12 protein-coding genes, 1 tRNA gene and 2 pseudogenes are annotated in these 16,298 nt (G+C 68.9%); 8 read left to right on the top strand and 7 right to left on the bottom strand.

The features are described 5' to 3' along the window. Nucleotides 1–146: 146 nt before the first annotated feature. From ADL01_RS10510 to ADL01_RS10530, 5 genes are all read left to right on the top strand, one after another. On the top strand, nt 147–497 hold the full coding sequence (locus ADL01_RS10510; RefSeq protein ID WP_053741667.1) for a metallopeptidase family protein: 351 nt from the start codon (nt 147–149) through the stop codon (nt 495–497). Nucleotides 498–615: 118 nt separating this feature from the next. Further along, nucleotides 616–1,182 (top strand): hypothetical protein, encoded by a 567-nt coding sequence (locus ADL01_RS10515; RefSeq protein ID WP_053741668.1) that lies wholly within the window; start codon nt 616–618, stop codon nt 1,180–1,182. Nucleotides 1,183–1,425: 243 nt separating this feature from the next. After that, nucleotides 1,426–3,714 carry a DEAD/DEAH box helicase gene (locus ADL01_RS10520; RefSeq protein ID WP_053741669.1) on the top strand — a complete coding sequence of 763 codons (2,289 nt, stop codon included), beginning with the start codon at nt 1,426–1,428 and terminating at the stop codon, nt 3,712–3,714. A 181-nt stretch (nt 3,715–3,895) separates the two neighbouring features. Next, the gene (locus ADL01_RS10525; protein ID WP_053741670.1) at nt 3,896–5,431 is read left to right on the top strand and encodes an amino acid permease; all 1,536 of its coding nucleotides are present in this window, start codon (nt 3,896–3,898) and stop codon (nt 5,429–5,431) included. 120 nt (nt 5,432–5,551) lie between these two features. Beyond that, nucleotides 5,552–5,624, top strand: a tRNA-Lys gene (locus ADL01_RS10530). A 462-nt stretch (nt 5,625–6,086) separates the two neighbouring features. Here the strand turns inward: ADL01_RS10530 and ADL01_RS10535 are convergent. The 3 genes and pseudogenes from ADL01_RS10535 to ADL01_RS10540 form a co-directional block, all read right to left on the bottom strand. Continuing rightward, on the bottom strand, nt 6,087–7,391 hold the full coding sequence (locus ADL01_RS10535) for a helix-turn-helix transcriptional regulator (protein ID WP_159049490.1): 1,305 nt from the start codon (nt 7,389–7,391) through the stop codon (nt 6,087–6,089). A 319-nt stretch (nt 7,392–7,710) separates the two neighbouring features. Next, on the bottom strand, nt 7,711–7,833 hold the full coding sequence (locus ADL01_RS47220) for a hypothetical protein (protein WP_267889911.1): 123 nt from the start codon (nt 7,831–7,833) through the stop codon (nt 7,711–7,713). A 602-nt stretch (nt 7,834–8,435) separates the two neighbouring features. Further along, nucleotides 8,436–9,813 (bottom strand): annotated as a pseudogene (locus ADL01_RS10540) (site-specific integrase); the annotation flags it as partial. Here ADL01_RS10540 and ADL01_RS45975 point away from each other — a divergent pair. After that, nucleotides 9,803–10,641, top strand: a pseudogene (locus ADL01_RS45975) (mobilization protein); the annotation flags it as partial. The pseudogenes ADL01_RS10540 and ADL01_RS45975 sit on opposite strands and share 11 nt — an antisense overlap. 102 nt (nt 10,642–10,743) lie before the next feature. Here ADL01_RS45975 and ADL01_RS10550 read toward each other — a convergent pair. From ADL01_RS10550 to ADL01_RS10565, 4 genes are all read right to left on the bottom strand, one after another. Continuing rightward, nucleotides 10,744–11,322 (bottom strand): HAD domain-containing protein, encoded by a 579-nt coding sequence (locus tag ADL01_RS10550; RefSeq protein ID WP_053741673.1) that lies wholly within the window; start codon nt 11,320–11,322, stop codon nt 10,744–10,746. 30 nt (nt 11,323–11,352) lie between these two features. Next, nucleotides 11,353–12,051, bottom strand: a complete 699-nt coding sequence (locus tag ADL01_RS10555; RefSeq protein WP_053741674.1) for a class I SAM-dependent methyltransferase — start codon at nt 12,049–12,051, stop codon at nt 11,353–11,355. Between the two features lies 1 nt (nt 12,052). Next, nucleotides 12,053–12,964, bottom strand: coding sequence for a phosphotransferase (locus ADL01_RS10560; protein ID WP_053741675.1), 912 nt, complete (start codon nt 12,962–12,964; stop codon nt 12,053–12,055). A gap of 76 nt (nt 12,965–13,040) precedes the next feature. Next, on the bottom strand, nt 13,041–13,790 hold the full coding sequence (locus ADL01_RS10565; protein ID WP_053741676.1) for a hypothetical protein: 750 nt from the start codon (nt 13,788–13,790) through the stop codon (nt 13,041–13,043). 225 nt (nt 13,791–14,015) lie between these two features. Here ADL01_RS10565 and ADL01_RS10570 point away from each other — a divergent pair, with 225 nt between their 5' ends. Further along, the gene (locus ADL01_RS10570) at nt 14,016–15,371 is read left to right on the top strand and encodes a hypothetical protein (protein WP_053741677.1); all 1,356 of its coding nucleotides are present in this window, start codon (nt 14,016–14,018) and stop codon (nt 15,369–15,371) included. A gap of 36 nt (nt 15,372–15,407) precedes the next feature. Continuing rightward, the gene (locus ADL01_RS10575) at nt 15,408–15,908 is read left to right on the top strand and encodes an NUDIX domain-containing protein (protein ID WP_053741678.1); all 501 of its coding nucleotides are present in this window, start codon (nt 15,408–15,410) and stop codon (nt 15,906–15,908) included. Nucleotides 15,909–16,298: the final 390 nt, after the last annotated feature.

A 16,298-nucleotide genomic window follows, 5' to 3' on the forward strand; every position in this document is an offset into this window, starting at 1 on the left:
GGGGGCGGGGAGTCGGCGGGTACGCGTGCCATTGGTCGCGTATGCCCAGTGCGCGGTGCGGCTAAGCGGGGTGGCGGTGAGTGCGGCTTTCCGGAGAGCCCGGGCCGTAACCCCCGTACGGGCGGCCCGTACCGGACAATGGGCGTGTGCTGGAGATGACGCGCGAGGAGTTCGAGGAACTGGTCGCCGAGGCGCTGGACCGGATTCCGCCGGAGCTGACGCGGCTGATGGACAACGTCGCGGTGTTCGTCGAGGACGAGCCGCCGACGGACGATCCCGAGCTGCTCGGGCTGTACGAGGGGACGCCGCTGACCGATCGCGGGGAGTGGTACGCGGGGGTGCTGCCCGACCGGATCACGATCTACCGGGGGCCGACGCTGCGGATGTGCGACTCCCGGGAGGACGTGGTCGCCGAGACCGAGGTGACCGTCGTGCACGAGATCGCCCACCACTTCGGGATCGACGACGAGCGGCTGCACGCCCTCGGCTACGGCTGAGCGACCCCCGCGGGCCCGGTGCCGGGCGCGCGGAGGCTGTTGAGGGGCGCGTGTCTTCTTGTGGGCGACGGGAGTTGAGCACCCTGACTCCTCGACTCCCCACCGGAGGTGGCTGCCCGTGCGCCCCTTGCATGTACCTGTCCGTCTGGCCGCCACGGTCGTGGCGGTCGCCGCCGCCGCCGGCTGTATGAGCGTGGGCGACAACGACGGCGCCCGGGTCAAGCCCTCCCACTCCGCCGGCCAGAAGGACGGCAAGGCACCCGACGGGGGGTCCGTGGTGACCGGCGGTGGCGGCGGCGGGTGGTTCGGCGGCTCCGAGGGTGACCCCAAACGGGGGCACGGGAAGGTCAAGGGGGGCGCGAAGGGGGCCAGCGGGGCGCCCGTCTCGCCGGGCGCCTCCCCGTCCGCCGGGCAGAGCGTGCCGGCGCCCGCGCCCGCGCCCGCCAAGCCGGGCGGGGCCGGCGCCGGGCCCGTCGATCCCGGTGTGCCGACGCCCACGAAGGCGCCGCCGACCCCGACGAAGACCGCGGAGCCCGAGCCCGAACCGCCGGCCGCGTCGCCCACCCCTCCGCCGCCGCCCCCGCCGTCGTCCCCGGCCGCCGAACCGTCGTCCTCGGTGCAGCCGCAGGCTGAGCCGCAGCTGGTGACACGCGAGCCGGCGCCGGAGGCCGGGTCACCCGCCTGACCGTGGTCGCGGACGGCCCGAAAGGGTGCTGACCTGCGCGGACGGCACCCGATTTGCCTAAGGGGGTGGGGGGTGCGTATGGTAGTAGATCGTTTGATCCCATTGCCTGGCGCCTTGAAGAGACGCGCCGCGTGTGGCGCGTACTCACCCCTGCCGTGGCAGACCGCATTGAGGCGGTCGAATTGCGAAATCACGGAGTTGACGGGCGCGTGCCGACGAGACTCCGGAAGGTTTCGCATTCGCATGTCCATTTCCAGTACTGATCACATCGTCGTGCCCGAGAACGACGAGGTCATCGACCTCATCGAGACGGCCGACGTCACCGACGCCGACATCACCGACACGGACACCGACGCCGCCGACATCGAGGTCGAGGCCGGCGAGCCACAGCTCACCTTCGGTGACCTCGGTCTCCCCGAGGGCGTCGTCCGCAAGCTCACGCAGAACGGTGTGACCAGCCCCTTCCCGATCCAGGCCGCGACCATCCCGGACGCCCTGGCCGGCAAGGACATCCTCGGTCGGGGCCGTACCGGCTCCGGCAAGACCCTCTCCTTCGGTCTCCCGCTGCTGACGAAGCTGTCCAGCGGCCACACCGAGAAGAAGAAGCCCCGCGGCATCATCCTCACGCCGACCCGTGAGCTCGCGATGCAGGTCGCGGACGCCCTCCAGCCGTACGGCGACGTCCTCGGCCTGAAGATGAAGGTCGTCTGCGGCGGTACGTCGATGGGCAACCAGATCTACGCCCTCGAGCGCGGCGTCGACGTCCTCGTCGCCACCCCGGGCCGACTGCGCGACATCATCAACCGCGGCGCCTGCTCCCTGGCGAACGTCGAGGTCGCGGTCCTCGACGAGGCCGACCAGATGTCCGACCTGGGCTTCCTGCCCGAGGTCACCGAGCTGCTCGACCAGATCCCGGGCGGCGGCCAGCGCATGCTGTTCTCGGCCACCATGGAGAACGAGATCTCCACGCTGGTCAAGCGCTACCTGACCAACCCGGTCACGCACGAGGTCGACAGCGCGCAGGGCAACGTCACGACGATGTCCCACCACATCCTCATCGTGAAGCCCAAGGACAAGGCGCCGGTCACGGCCGCGATCGCCTCCCGCAAGGGCCGCACGATCATCTTCGTCCGCACGCAGCTGGGCGCCGACCGTATCGCCGAGCAGCTCTGCGACTCCGGTGTGAAGGCCGACGCGCTGCACGGCGGTATGACGCAGGGCGCCCGTACCCGCGTGCTCGAGGACTTCAAGAAGGGCTACGTCAACGCCCTGGTCGCCACCGACGTCGCCGCCCGCGGCATCCACGTCGACGGCATCGACCTGGTCCTCAACGTGGACCCGGCCGGCGACCACAAGGACTACCTGCACCGCTCCGGCCGTACGGCCCGCGCGGGCCGCTCCGGCACGGTCGTGTCGCTGTCCCTGCCGCACCAGCGCCGTCAGATCTTCCGCCTGATGGAGGACGCGGGCGTCGACGCCTCGCGCCACATCATCCAGGGCGGCGCGGCCTTCGAGCCGGAGGTCGCCGACATCACCGGCGCCCGTTCGATGACCGAGGTCCAGGCGGAGTCCGCGGGTAACGCGGCCCAGCAGGCCGAGCGTGAGGTCTCCGAGCTCACCAAGGAGCTGGAGCGTGCCACGCGCCGCGCCGGCGAACTGCGCGAGGAGGCCGACCGCCTGACGGCGCGTGCGGCTCGCGAGCGTGGCGAGGACCCGGAGGCAGCCGTGGCCGCGGTGGCCGAGGCCGCCGCAGCCGTCGTCGTCGAGGAGGCCGCCGCCGAGGCGAAGGCCGCCGCTGAGGCGCAGGTGCGCGAGGAGCGTCCGCGCCGTGACGACCGGGGCAACTACGAGCGCCGCGAGCGTCCGTCGGGTGGCTTCAACCGTGACGGTGACCGTGGTGGCCGTTCCTTCGAGCGTCGCGACGACCGTCCCTCGGGCGGTGGCTTCCGCCGCGACGACCGTCGTGACGGTGGCGGCGACCGTGGCGGTTTCCGTCGCGACGACCGTCCGTCGGGTGGCTTCAACCGCGACAACAACGACCGTGGTGGCCGTTCTTTCGAGCGTCGTGACGAGCGTCCCTCGGGCGGTGGCTTCCGCCGCGACGACCGTCGGGACGAGCGTCCTGCGGGTGGCGGTTTCCGCCGCGACGACCGCCCCTCGGGTGGCTTCAACCGTGACAACGACCGTGGTGGCCGTTCCTTCGAGCGCCGCGACGAGCGTCCTGCGGGCGGTGGCTTCCGCCGCGACGACCGCCCCTCGGGTGGCTTCAACCGTGACAACGACCGTGGCGGCTTCCGCCGCGACGACCGTCCGGCCACCGGCCACCGCGGCAGCGACCGCCCCTTCAACCGCGACCGCCAGGGCGACCGCCCGACCGGCGGCGGCTTCCGCTCGGGCAGCCACGACCGCCCGTACGCCCGCCGCGACGACCACCGCGGCACGGGCACGGGCACGGGCACGGGTTCGGGCTCCGGCTCGGGTTCATCCTTCGGCCGCCGCGACGAGAAGCCGCGCTGGAAGCGCAACGGCTGATCGCCGGTCGATCACCGGGTGATCGCTGACTGATAGGTGAAGGGCCCGTACGACTTCGGTCGTACGGGCCCTTCGTCGTCCTGTCGCCAGATCCTGTCGCCAGTAGGGGCAGGCATGTTTTCGGCCAAATCGATACGCCTGTGACGCATGTCATACCCTTGGCAGGGGAATTGCTGGGGGCATGACAGATGACGCCATAACGACTGGGCTGACGGACGAGGAACGGCTTGCCCAGCTCGGTTACACCCAGGTCCTCGCCCGCCGTATGTCGGCGTTCTCCAACTACGCGGTGTCCTTCACGATCATCTCGGTCCTGTCGGGCTGTCTGACCCTGTACCTGTTCGGGATGAACACGGGTGGCCCGGCCGTGATCACGTGGGGCTGGGTCGCCGTAGGGCTCATGACCCTCTTCGTCGGGCTGTCGATGGCCGAGATCTGCTCGGCCTACCCGACCTCCGCCGGCCTCTACTTCTGGGCGCACCGGCTCGCTCCCCCTCGTACGGCCGCCGCCTGGGCCTGGTTCACGGGGTGGTTCAACGTGCTCGGGCAGGTCGCGGTGACCGCCGGCATCGACTTCGGGGCGGCTTCCTTCCTCGGCGCCTATCTGAACCTTCAGTTCGACTTCGAGGTCACCGCGGGCAGCACGATCCTGCTCTTCGCCGGGATCCTCGTCCTGCACGGGCTGCTCAACACCTTCGGCGTGGGCATCGTGGGGCTGCTGAACAGCGTCAGCGTGTGGTGGCACGTGGTGGGGGTCGCCGTCATCGTCGGCGCGCTGACCTTCGTACCGGACGAACACCAGTCCGCCTCCTTCGTGTTCACCAAGTTCGTGAACAACACGGGCTGGGGGAGCGGCGTCTACGTGGTCGCCCTCGGGCTGCTGATGGCCCAGTACACCTTCACCGGCTACGACGCCTCCGCACACATGACCGAGGAGACCCACGACGCGTCCACGGCGGGCCCGAAAGGCATCGTCCGCTCGATCTGGACGTCCTGGATAGTCGGCTTCGTCCTGCTCCTCGGCTTCACCTTCGCCATCCAGTCGTACGACGGCACGCTGAAGTCCCCGACCGGCGTACCGCCCGCGCAGATCCTGCTCGACGCGCTCGGCGCTACCGCGGGCAAGCTGTTCCTGCTGGTGGTGATCGGGGCCCAGTTGTTCTGCGGCATGGCGTCCGTCACGGCCAACTCCCGCATGATCTACGCCTTCTCACGCGACGGCGCCCTCCCCTACTCCCACCTCTGGCACACGGTCAGCCCCCGCACCCGTACCCCCGTCGCGGCCGTCTGGCTGGCGGCGTTCGGGGCGCTGGTCCTGGGCCTGCCCTACCTGATCAACGTGACGGCGTACGCGGCCGTGACGTCGATCGCGGTGATCGGCCTCTACATCGCGTACGTCATCCCGACGCTGCTTCGGCTGCGCAAGGGCGAGGCGTTCCAGCGGGGGCCGTGGCACCTGGGCCGGTGGTCACAGGTGATCGGCGTGGTCTCGGTGGTCTGGGTGGCCGTGATCACGGTGCTGTTCATGCTGCCCCAGGTCGCGCCGGTCACCTGGGAGACCTTCAACTACGCCCCGATCGCCGTCCTCGCGGTGCTGGGATTCGCGGCGATGTGGTGGGTCGCTTCGGCGCGGTACTGGTTCCTGAACCCGGAACACGAACGGACCCGGGCGTGGGAGGCGGCTCGCAGGGGGGCGCCCGAACCGGTGGATCCGTAGCGAAGGAGCCGATTTCGCTGCCGGGTGGGCGACCAGGTGGCGGAGTGACCCGGCCGCGTCCCCGATACCCGATCGGAGACACGGCCGGGTCCGGCTATGCTCGGGGGTGCAACATCGCGGGGACCCTTAGCTCAATTGGCAGAGCAGTGGACTTTTAATCCATTGGTTGTGGGTTCGAGTCCCACAGGGTCTACGGGAGCAGGGGAGGGGAAGCCCCTTCTGACCTGCAGAGCAGCGCTCGGTTCGGCTTCGGTCGGGTCGGGCGCTGCGGCGTTTTCGGGGGTCTGCGTGAACGATGCGTGAGCGGATGTTCGGGGGGACGCCAGGTCGGCGAGCGAGGCTGGGGCAGTGGAGGCGGAGACACCGGATCCGCTGTCGTGGTGCGCTGGCTCGCGTATCGGGCACGGAGGGCGGACCGGTGCAGACCGTATGGACGAGCACCTCGAACTGCCCAGCAGCCGCGCCGCCTGTTGCTGCTCCACCTCGGCCAACGGCTGTGACACCGTCTGCAGCAGCTCGGGGGTTCCGGCGCATCCGGTCCCAGACCGCTCAGACGGAATCTGCCGGATCCGGCCTTGATTGGTTTACTGGTGGGCTCTGGTATTCACCGGTTGCCGGTTCCCCGAGGGACGTCATGGCTAGGAGCACAAAGCCCTCACGGCGCGTCCGGGTGCCGCGAGTCGTCGAGGGGGAACAGCGTGTCCACGACGACGACCGACAGAGTGTTCGCTCCCACCGCGAGGTCGTATGACGGGCTCAGCTTCTTGAAGACAGTGGTCTTGGGCTTTGCCGCTGAGGCGCGCATGGTCTCGATGATCGGCTGAGGTATTACGAGGCGCTCGGCCCGGTTGGGTAGGGCGAATGTATCGGAACCACCGCCGCGGGCCTTCGTACTGGAGCGGGCGGCTGGACGGATGGGCTTGCGTACGCCGAGGTACAGCGCTGCGTACAGCCCGGCGAAGGCGACAACATGGTTGGCGCCTGCAGCCGAGAGACGGCATACCTCAACATCCTCGATGACGTGCTGCTCGACGAGGTAGGGGGGCAGCACGCTGGGCTCCTTGGACAGTAGGCTCGTGACCGCCCAGGCGCTGACGTCAGAACGAACCGTTGCATCGACGTTGTAGAGGTCGACCAAGAGCTGCCAGACATCCGAGGGTTGGCAGGTGCGGTGGAAGTTCTCCAGACGTTGCGGGAGCCTGGTCAGCTCTCTGTCGTAGACGTTGTTCCATCGGTTCAGCGCATGCCGCGCGCCGACTTGGCGGTCCTGGTCGGTGTCGTAGTCCGCGATGACCCGCTCGCGCTGGGCGCGCACGTGGCTCTGCCGTAGTTCGCCGAGTTCGTACGTGAGGACACGGCATATGCGCTGCACTGGGCGGCCGTAGGCAGCGGCCAGCTCGATCAGAGCCGGGTCATCGGGCGCGGGTCCCCGCCACGGTCCGGGCTTGGGCACATAGCGCTCGGCCATGGCGACGATCAACTCGAAGGCACGGGTACGGCGTTGTCGTACGGCCGGCGTCCGGTCGATGGCTATCTCTATCAGTCGGCGGGGCATGCCCAGGGCGGCGGCGACGTCGTCTATGAACCGCGGACTGCGGGTCGGCACGATGCCCTCGGTCTCGAACCGGCGGTAGTTCTTGGGGGAGACCCCGAGGTGGGCCACGACGTCCTGGGCCCGCAGACCGGACGCACGCCGGAAGTCCGCGACCGTCCAACTGTCGCGTTCTTCCTCCTTCATGAGCCTGCGGGGGTGGATTTTCAGTGCGCGTGCAAGGGCCCGCACGCGCACAGGGTCCGGCACCCTGTGCCCGTTCTCGTAGGCGAGGATCTGAGCTTTCGTTGCCCCTACGGCGTGCGCCAGCTCCTCGGCCGTCATTGCCATCACATCCGGACGCGCGTAGACGTTCATCCGGTGTGCTCGCAGCTCAGAGGGGCTGAAATCGGCCAGACCTCGTGCCATTCGCGTGCTCATTCTCGTCGCAGGGACCAGTTTAGAGGTACCATCCGAAGGCAAACGGGTCTGTCGTTGAACGCCCCCCTGGCAGCTTGACCTGGATCGCCGTTTTTTTAGCGGCACAACTGGTGGATGCTCGCGAGGAAATGCGCGACGTTGGACGCCGTTGGCCGCACGGTTTGGGGACTGCGGTCCACGTGTATCGGTTTGGAAAGAGGCCCTGTACCTCCACGGTGATCACTCCGTTGGCGGGGGCACAGGGCCAACGTCTGGGGGACGCAGACTCCCGGTATGGCCCTCTGTTAGCGCAGGGGGCCTTAGACGTCTAAAGAGAGCTGTTGATCAGGTGACGCAACCAGGCACCCAGTGCCTGAAGCGTCAACCAACCGATAACCTTCTTGACGATCTTCCGCTTGTTCTGCTTCCCGCCCTCGGGCGGGTTTTCCATACGCGGCACCTTTCTCTCGGACGCGGAGCCGATCGGCCCCGATCGGGTCAACCGATCGACGGGTTACGTCACGAGAGGAGATGTTGGGATGAGCATATCGGCTCACACGTACAACAACGGTCCGTAGCCGACCACACTCGCCTCAACTCCCGTTGTGAATCGTTCTTTGACGGTTAGTTGATTCCTGTACCTTCTGTACCTCGCTGAAAGCGATCTACGAACAGGTGCACGAGTAACGGCAGTTAGGGCGGCGTTTCGTGGGTGGTGACGCTGCGTGGGGCTCGGGGGTGGCAGGGTTGTCTACGTCATATGACGCAGGCGTGATCGTTGTTGTACTCACCGAATCTCGGCTATGTGGCGTCCGTCACTCCTGCGGGTATGCGGGCCACCCGCGACACCCTCGTGGCTTGCGAGGGCCTGGCCTGGTGGTCGGAGGCGGCAGGGGCGAGGTCACCGCAGCACCGCCACCCGCTACCCATTCGTCGGGTGGCGGGTAGAGGCGTAGATGGAGCGGGTGTCGAGGACGCTGCCGTCGAGCTGCTGCCGGACCTGGTGCGGGTGTTGGGCGAAGCCCACCCGACCACTCCTTCCATACGGGAGGGCTAGGCGCCGGAGGCCAACCGGCCTCCGGCACGTCGGCCGCGAGGAACACGCGCCGCAGCCTTCTCGGCGATCTCACGGTCCAGCTCAGGCAGCAGGCTCGTATACGTGTCAGACGTCAGCGTGATGGTGGAGTGCCGCAGCGTCTCCTTCACCGTGTGGATGTCGCCGCCATCTCCGTGCGTGAGCGTCGCGGTGACGTGGCGTAGGTCCCGCAGGGTGATGGGCGGCAGGTCGGTCGTGGCGAGGATGCGGCGGAAGGTCTCGGAGACGGTTCCCGGGTGCAGCCAGGAGCCGTCCTCCTTGGTGAAGACCTTGCCCGTGTCCTGCCAGGCATGGCCCCACTGCGCGCGCTCCTTGTCCTGGCGGGCTTTGTGGTCGCGCAGTTCGGAGATGGTCGTGTTGTCGAGCGCGATCGTGTTCGCGCTGCCGTCCGTCTTCGGCTCCGACTCGTAGATGTCCCAGCCGTCCACCACGATTTCCTTGGCGGGAGTGATGAGGCCGACGTCGAGGTCGATCTCGTGCCAGTCCTGGCCGACCGCCTCGCCGCGCCGGAGGCCACGGGTGCCCATGAGGTGGAGTATCGCGTAAAGCCGGTCGCCCTCGGCTGCGTCGAGGAAGGCGCCGAACTGCTGTGGCGTCCACACCATGACCGGGCCGGGGATCTGACCGGTCTCTCGCCACCGCCGGACGCGTTCATCGGTCCACATGAGGGGCTTCGGGCGCCTGCCGGACTCCAACTCGACGTGAGACGCCGGGTTGAAGGTGATCAGCTGCTGGGCGATCGCGGAGTTCAGGGCCGCGCGCAGGGTGCGGCGGATTGCCTGGCGGGTTGCCGGGCCGGTGATCTTCCGGAACGGTTTCATCTCTGCCAGTTTGGCTCGTTCGGGGGCGAGCCGTTTCCGCTCGCCCCGACAGGGCGACCGGGCGTGCTCGGCTTGCAGCGGGCGATCTGCTCGCGGCGGGCCTCGTTCTCGGCTGAGATCACCTCGTTGTCGTCGGCTATCGCGTCGAACATCTCCACCAGGTGGCCGACGTTGAGCCGGTCGAGGCGTACGTGCCCGATGCGCGGCTTCAAGTGGACGCGGATGTGGGAGGCGTAGGCGTTGAGCGTGGTCTTGCGTCGCTTCTTCGTGGCGAACCACTGGTCCAGCCACTCGCCGACGGTCAGGTTGCCACGGAGGGCCAGGCCCGCCCTCAGCCGGCGCCGGGTCTCCTCGATGGCTGGGAGTGGCTCGCCTTCTTGACCGCGACCTTCTCCAGCATGTCGACGAGGCGCCGGAGGCTGTCGGGGTCTTCCTTCTCTGCCAGCGCCAGCAGGGAACGGATGTGGTCGAGGTCCGTCTGCGCGGCCTTGAGGGACTCGTAGCCGGCGCGGCTGCCGACCGAAGCCCTCGACATCTTCCAGGCGGACGCATACGGCACCACCTCATGGTCGGACGCCCAGGCACAAGGCCAGGCCATCGCGCTCGGTGAACTCATCGAAGCCACAGCCCAGAAGGCTCCCGCCGACCTCCGCCACGAGTTGCGCGCCGCTGGCCAGGCGTTCGCACGCGCCCAGCGCTCCCAGATCCGAGCCGAAGCCAGCGCCGCGCACGCCCTGCGGAGCGCGGCCCGCGACATCGTCCACACCGCCACTGGGCCCGACGGAAGCGCACTCGCCGCCTTGGTCGCCGCGATGCTCTGGGCAGCGATCCTCGCCGGGCGCTGGCACGAAGCGAAGAACCACGCCCACCAGGCCGACGCAGCCCGCCAGGCCGTCCAGCACCTCCAGACAGCTGCCGACCGTGCGCTAGCTCCGACGCTCGCCGAACTCGCAGCCCGACCGCCAAGGGAGGAGGTGCGTCGTGTTCTGGTCAGCGATGTACGAGCAGTTGTCCCCGACCACGCCGAGCGGATCCTCTCCGATCCGGCCTGGCCAGCACTCGTCACCGTCCTCGCTGACGCCGAAGCCCGCGGCCACCAACCCATCAGCTCCTCAAGGAGGCCGCTGCTCAGCGAGAGTTGGACACTGCCCGCCAACCCGCCCGCGTGCTCATCACCCGCATTCAGCACACCGGCCGAAACCCGGCACCCAACCGCCGTGCGGAGGCCGCCCGCCGACGCTCGACCATTGCAAGCTCGACGCTTGTCCAGCAGAGCCGGGGGCCCCAGCCCTCACCGGTAGCGGCGACAACTGCTGAACAGCGGCATCAACAGCGCCGGTAGGCGGGAAACGCTTTGTTTGCCGAGCCAGCACTGCCAAGCCGGGATTGCGTCCTCGCCTTTCGCGGTGGCGAGGGTACGAGCGCGTCCTGCGGCTTGTCCGCGCTATGCGGCTTCGGCTTCATGCGGAACGGCTGGGGCATCGGCCTGTGCACCGGGCAACAGCGCGGCCCACGCCAGGACCTCGACCAAGTGCTCGGCCAGCAGACCGATGTGGGGATCAGGCTGGACAAGGGCGGTCGCTTGGCGGCGTGCGCCGCGTTCCGCTGCCCATTCGTGGTCGAGGGCGGTGAAGTCGTCGTCGATCCAGATGACTGGCGCGTCGCCGAGCCAGGTGTCGACGTGATCGCGTTTCCACAGATACCCGTTGGGGTGGCTGGTGGTGATCTGCGGGCGCGGGAGGTCGACGAACGGCAGGGGTGGGAGGCCGAGGAGCGGTCCGATCAGAGTGGTGGCGTCGTGGCGCCAGCTGGTGCACCAGACGGGGGTGACCAGGCTGGTCCGGATCACGTGCATGAGCAAGGGGCCATGCGCAGGGTTGAGCCAGATGGTGACCGGGTCGTCAGCGCTCCGATCAGCGGGCACGACCTCGTGCCGATTGTGGCTTACCGGACTGGTCCCTTCGGCGTCCGGAAAAGGTATGAGGATGCCGTCGACGTCGAGCAGTAGGTAGGGCGGGCGCATCGGTTTCTCCCAGGGGAGCCGGGACGGGGGTCAGAGCTTGCGCGCGGTGATGAGGAGGGTGGTGGGCCAGCGGCCACGGTGGCGCGCGTCGTGGAACTCCTCGGCCGAGGTGAGCCAGAGCCCGGCGCGGTCGAGGTGTTTCTCCCAGCGGTCGGTGTAGAAGTCCCAGCGGGCGATGGGCAGTCGGCTGCGGTCGGGGAGGGTTACGAAGTCGCGGCGGGGCCGGTCGTCGATGGCGGGGTGTAGGCCGCCACGCTGGGGATGGGGGACAGAGAAGGCGAGAGTGCGCCCGGGTTTGAGGTGCTGGGCGATGGCCGGGAGCAGAAGCTCGGGGGCTACGAGTCCGATGGCGCCGAAGACCGAGTAGACGGCGTCGAACTGCTCGTCTGTGGCTTGCAGGTAGTGCAGGGCGTGGCTGGCGACGAAGGTGAGGTTGTTCAGCCGGCCGTAGTGCGAGCGGGCTCGGCGTACTTGGAGGCCGACGAGGTCGACGCCGGTGACGTGGGCGCCGTAGCGGGTGGCGAGGTGGGCGGCGTTGTGGCCGGGGCCGCAGCCGAGTTCCAGCAGTCGCTTGTGGCGCAGGTCGGGGCCGAGGATTTCGGCGCTGGGTCCGCTGCCGGGCCGGGTGGTCCATTCCATGCGGGCGGGTACGGACAGTGGTTCGGCGGGAGCAGCCGTCGTGCGCTGGAGAGCGTGGACGTACCAGGGGGATGCCTGAGCGGCGAGCACGTCAGACCTCCAGGAGGTGGAGGATATCGGTGAGATGGCGGCGGACGGCCTTGATGTACGCGGGGTCGGTGGCCGGGTCGTTGATCCAGCGGATCGACTGCTCCATGAACCACTCGACAGCCCACATGCGGTGCCAGCCCAGTGCCCATTTCTCGGCAGGCAGCCCGCCGCGTTCGGCGAGGGCGTCTGGGGTGCCGCCTTCGGTGACGTAGGTGTCCAGGAAGACCCGCAGGCGTACGGGGTCGGGGGTGTCGAGGGTGCCGTGCCAGCTGGCGAGGTCGAGCAGGCCGGGGCCGGTGAAGGCGCGGGCGAAGTCCAGCAGCCGCCAGCCGTGCCGACCGATGTGGAGGCTGGTGGGGTGGAACTCGGAGTGCACCCAGCCGAAAGGAGCCACCGTCGCACCAGCCGAGCGCGCTTCAGCTGCCTGGGCGATCTGGTCGAGCGCGTCTTCGACGTCGTCCGCGTCCTGCCACCGGTCGGCCTTGCGGAGTCGGCCGAGGTGCTCCAGGGCCCGGCTCGGCAGGGTGCGCAGCCGTTCCTGATCCAGGACGGGCAGGGCGGAGGCGGTGTGGGTGCCGTGCAGGACGACGGCTGCGGCTGCGCCGTCGAGGTCGTCGGCCTCGCGAATCGGAGCGCCGAGGTCTTCCAGCAGCATCCCGAGCCAGCCGTCCAGGACTGCGGAGGCACGAACGACGGGCACCGGGACCCCGAGGGTGTGGGCTAGCCGGAGGGCTTGGTCCTCGCTGTCGAACGGCCTCTTGGCGTACTTGAAGATGGTGGTGGTGCCGTCGGGGAAGGCCAGACGCTCGACGCCGGACATGGACCACACGCGCACCTCCTCGCGAACGGCGGTGGTGCGGCCGGCCAGGGTGAGCAGGTTGTCGAGGAGTTCGGTACTGGGGTTCGCGGTCATGTGGGAGCTCCAGGGGGTTGGTGGCGTCCGGGGCGGGCGAGAGGTGCCGGCCCGCCCCGGAGCCAGGGCGGTGGCGCTACGCGGCAGGGCTCACGCGGTGGGAGTAGACCTGCTCGATCCACCCGGACTTGAAGGCGGCGAGGTCGTCGCGGAAGGCGTTCATCGAGGCACCGTAGGGCGCCACGACGCCACCGCTCTGGTCCGGCACGGACTGGCAGCCGTGCACGAGCCGTCCGCCAAGGGCGGCGTGGGCCTTGATGGCCTCGATGCGGCGGTGTTCGTTGAACCAGCCGCCGTGGTAGACCTCGTCGAGCATGCCGCCCGTCGCGTCCTCCAGGTCGAAGACCACGGAGGTGGCGGCGGGGAAGAACCAGCACGGGCCGACGTTGGAGATGTGTCCGTCCAGCTCGACCTTGTTGAGCGCCATCAGAGTGGCCGCCTCGCGCAGCATCCGCAGGTGGTCGGCGGTGAACTGCGGCAGGCCGAGGGCGGGGAGATGCTCGTCGCGGAAGAGGTACGCGTACACCTCGTAGGCGGTGACGAGCACCCGGGCAGCGTCCGAGGTCGACTGGGCGTGGGCCTTGATGAACTCCAGCGCGAGCTGCTCGACCGCGCTCGCGGTCGTCTCCTCCACGTCCAGGAGCTGGGACTTGACCAGCTCCCAGTCGGCGACGAGCCAGGTGCTGGACTCGAAGCGGAAGAAGTACTTGGCCGGGTCGATGGTGATGCGCCGGCCGTCGACCTGGATGCCGGGCAAGCGGCTCCAGCGCTCGTCGAACGCCTCGGGCAGTACGACCGTGATGGCCGCGGTGTCGATGGTGGTCACCGTGTCTCCGTCTCTGATCGGCCCGGGTTTGGGCACAGGGATGCCCGAACCCGGTGTGGGCGTACGGAACTTCGGGGGCCGCCCGGCCGAAGGGGGAGCCTGGTCGCGGTGTCGGACCGGGGCCGGGCGGCTGATGACTAGTGAACACTTCGTCACGCACAGTGGGTACGGTGAGAGGCAGTTGAAGCGGTATACACGGTTTACAGCCCCGGACGGGAGGTGAGCGTGGCAGCGTCGAGAGACCCCAATTCCCGCCTGCGCGACACCATTGCCGCGACCGGCTGCACCTACGAGGCCCTGGCGAGAGACATCCGGCGCATCGCGGCCGAGAATGGCGAGATCCTCCAGACGAACAAGTCGGCCGTCTCCCACTGGGCCAACGGCATTCGCCAGCCCACCGGCCGAACTGGCCAGTACCTCGCCGAAGCCTTGTCACGCCGAACGGGCCGCATCATCACCCAGACCGAGATCGGTCTACGCGTACCGGATGGCGAGGAGTCAGCCGAAGGGGATCCTGTCGTAGCTGCAACTGACCTCGGCCGGGCCGATGTTGAGCGCCGTCGCTTCCTCGCGGTGGCGGCCTTCACCACCGCCGGTGTCGCAATGCCGCTTGCCCACGACCACGAGGCCACCGCTCGTATGCTCCGTGCCCGCACTGGCACGTCCGTGGTCGGAGCGGACGACGTGGACGTCGTACGGCAGATCACTTCGGCTTTCAGCGCGGCAGACGAACGCCTCGGCGGAGGGCACGGACTGACCACGGTCACCGCGTACCTCGCCGACACCGCCGCGCCTATGCTCCGGGGCCGGTTCCCGAGCGAAGCCTTGCGACGGGCGGCCTTCGGCGCGGTGGCCGAACTCGCCTACCTGGCAGGATGGAAGCATCACGACCTCGGCCAGGAAGGCGCCGCCCAGCGCTACTACCAGGTCGGCTACCAGCTCGCCTGGGAAGCCGACCCGCATGGCCACGCCGCCTGGATGATGCGCGCCCTCGCCCACCAGGCCCTCAGCCTCAAACAGCCCCACCACTGTGTCGACCTCGTCGAAGGTGCGCTCACCCGCGGCCTCGGCCACGTCGACGGCCAGACCGAGGCGCTCCTCCACATTACCTATGCCCGCGCCTTCGCTGCCGTCGGTGAGAGGCCCGCGGCGGCCCGCGCCCTGCTCGCCGCTGAAGACGCCCTCCTACGCGACGACGACCCCCAGCCCAGCTACTCCCGCGTCAGCGGCCCGGCCGCCGGCACCGTCGCCAGCCACACCGCCCGCACCCTCACCGACCTCGCCGACCACATCGGCACCGAGCAACAGCACCGCGACGCCCTGATCCGCTGGGACCCCGAGAAGTACAAGCGCGTCCACGCCCTCACCTACGCCGACCTCGGCGACAGCCTCGCGGCCCAGGCCCGCGCCGACGAAGCCGTCGCCGCCTGGGCACAGGCCCTGACCCTCATGGAAGGCATGACCTCTGACCGCACCCGCAAGGCCCTCACCTCGCTCCGCTCCACCCTCTCCGTCTACCAGCACCGCAAAGTACCCGGAGCCACCGAACTCGCCCGCCGCGCACGCGAAGCACTGGCCTAAGCTGCCCACCAACCGGCCGACGAAGGGACACCAGCCGTGGCTCAGCGGACAACCGACGACCAGCCCAAGGCCCTACCGCCCGCCCTCGAATCCATGACCCTGCTGGTCGCCGCCGTCATCGTCCACGACCAGGCCACCAACCGCGTTGTGCTCCTCCAACGGAGCCAGAACGCCAAGTTCGCCCAGGGGATGTGGGACCTGTCCGTCGGTAAGAGTGAACCCGGTGAGCCCGTCACCGAGACCGCCGTACGCGAGCTGTACGAGGAGACTGGCCTGACCGTGAAGGCGGAGTCTCTGAAGGTCGCCCACATCATTCACGGCGCGTGGGGCGTCGAGGCTCCCAACGGCTTCCTCACCGTCGTCTTCGCCGCCCACGAGTGGACCGGCGAACCAGAGAACCGTGAGCCACGCAAGCACGCCCAGGTCTGCTGGGTTGATGCCGATGCCATCCCCGAGGAGTTCGTGGACACCACTGCGAGCGCGCTCCACCGGTATCTCACCAGTGGGCCTCAGGTGTCGCTGGACGGATGGGCATAGGGACGAGCGTGGCGTCACCATGCCCGGGCGGGATGGAAGCCGTCCACGTCCTCAGTCCCAGGCACATGTTCATCCACCACATCGCTGGTCCAGGCACACAAGCCCGGTCGTCAGCCCGGACCTCACCCTGGAGGTGCCGCAGCCACCGCCGCGGCGGTCTTGCGTGACTACCCCGACTCGGCAGGCCACTTCGGCCACCTCGCCGAAGACCGCACGTGCGACCCCTGCATCCGTCAGGCAGTGCGCCAGGTGTGAGGCCACGGGCGCATTGATGGCAACGGTTCTGTCACTTACTCAGGTTGAACTCGTAGTGTCCGGGTGCGTGATTACCAGGGTTCGATGATCAGGCCGGTTCCGGCGAGGCAGCCGTCGATCAGGTGGGGTCTGAAC

Source organism: Streptomyces sp. NRRL WC-3618, assembly GCF_001280005.1.
In the GTDB taxonomy this organism is placed as follows: Bacteria; Actinomycetota; Actinomycetes; order Streptomycetales; family Streptomycetaceae; genus Streptomyces.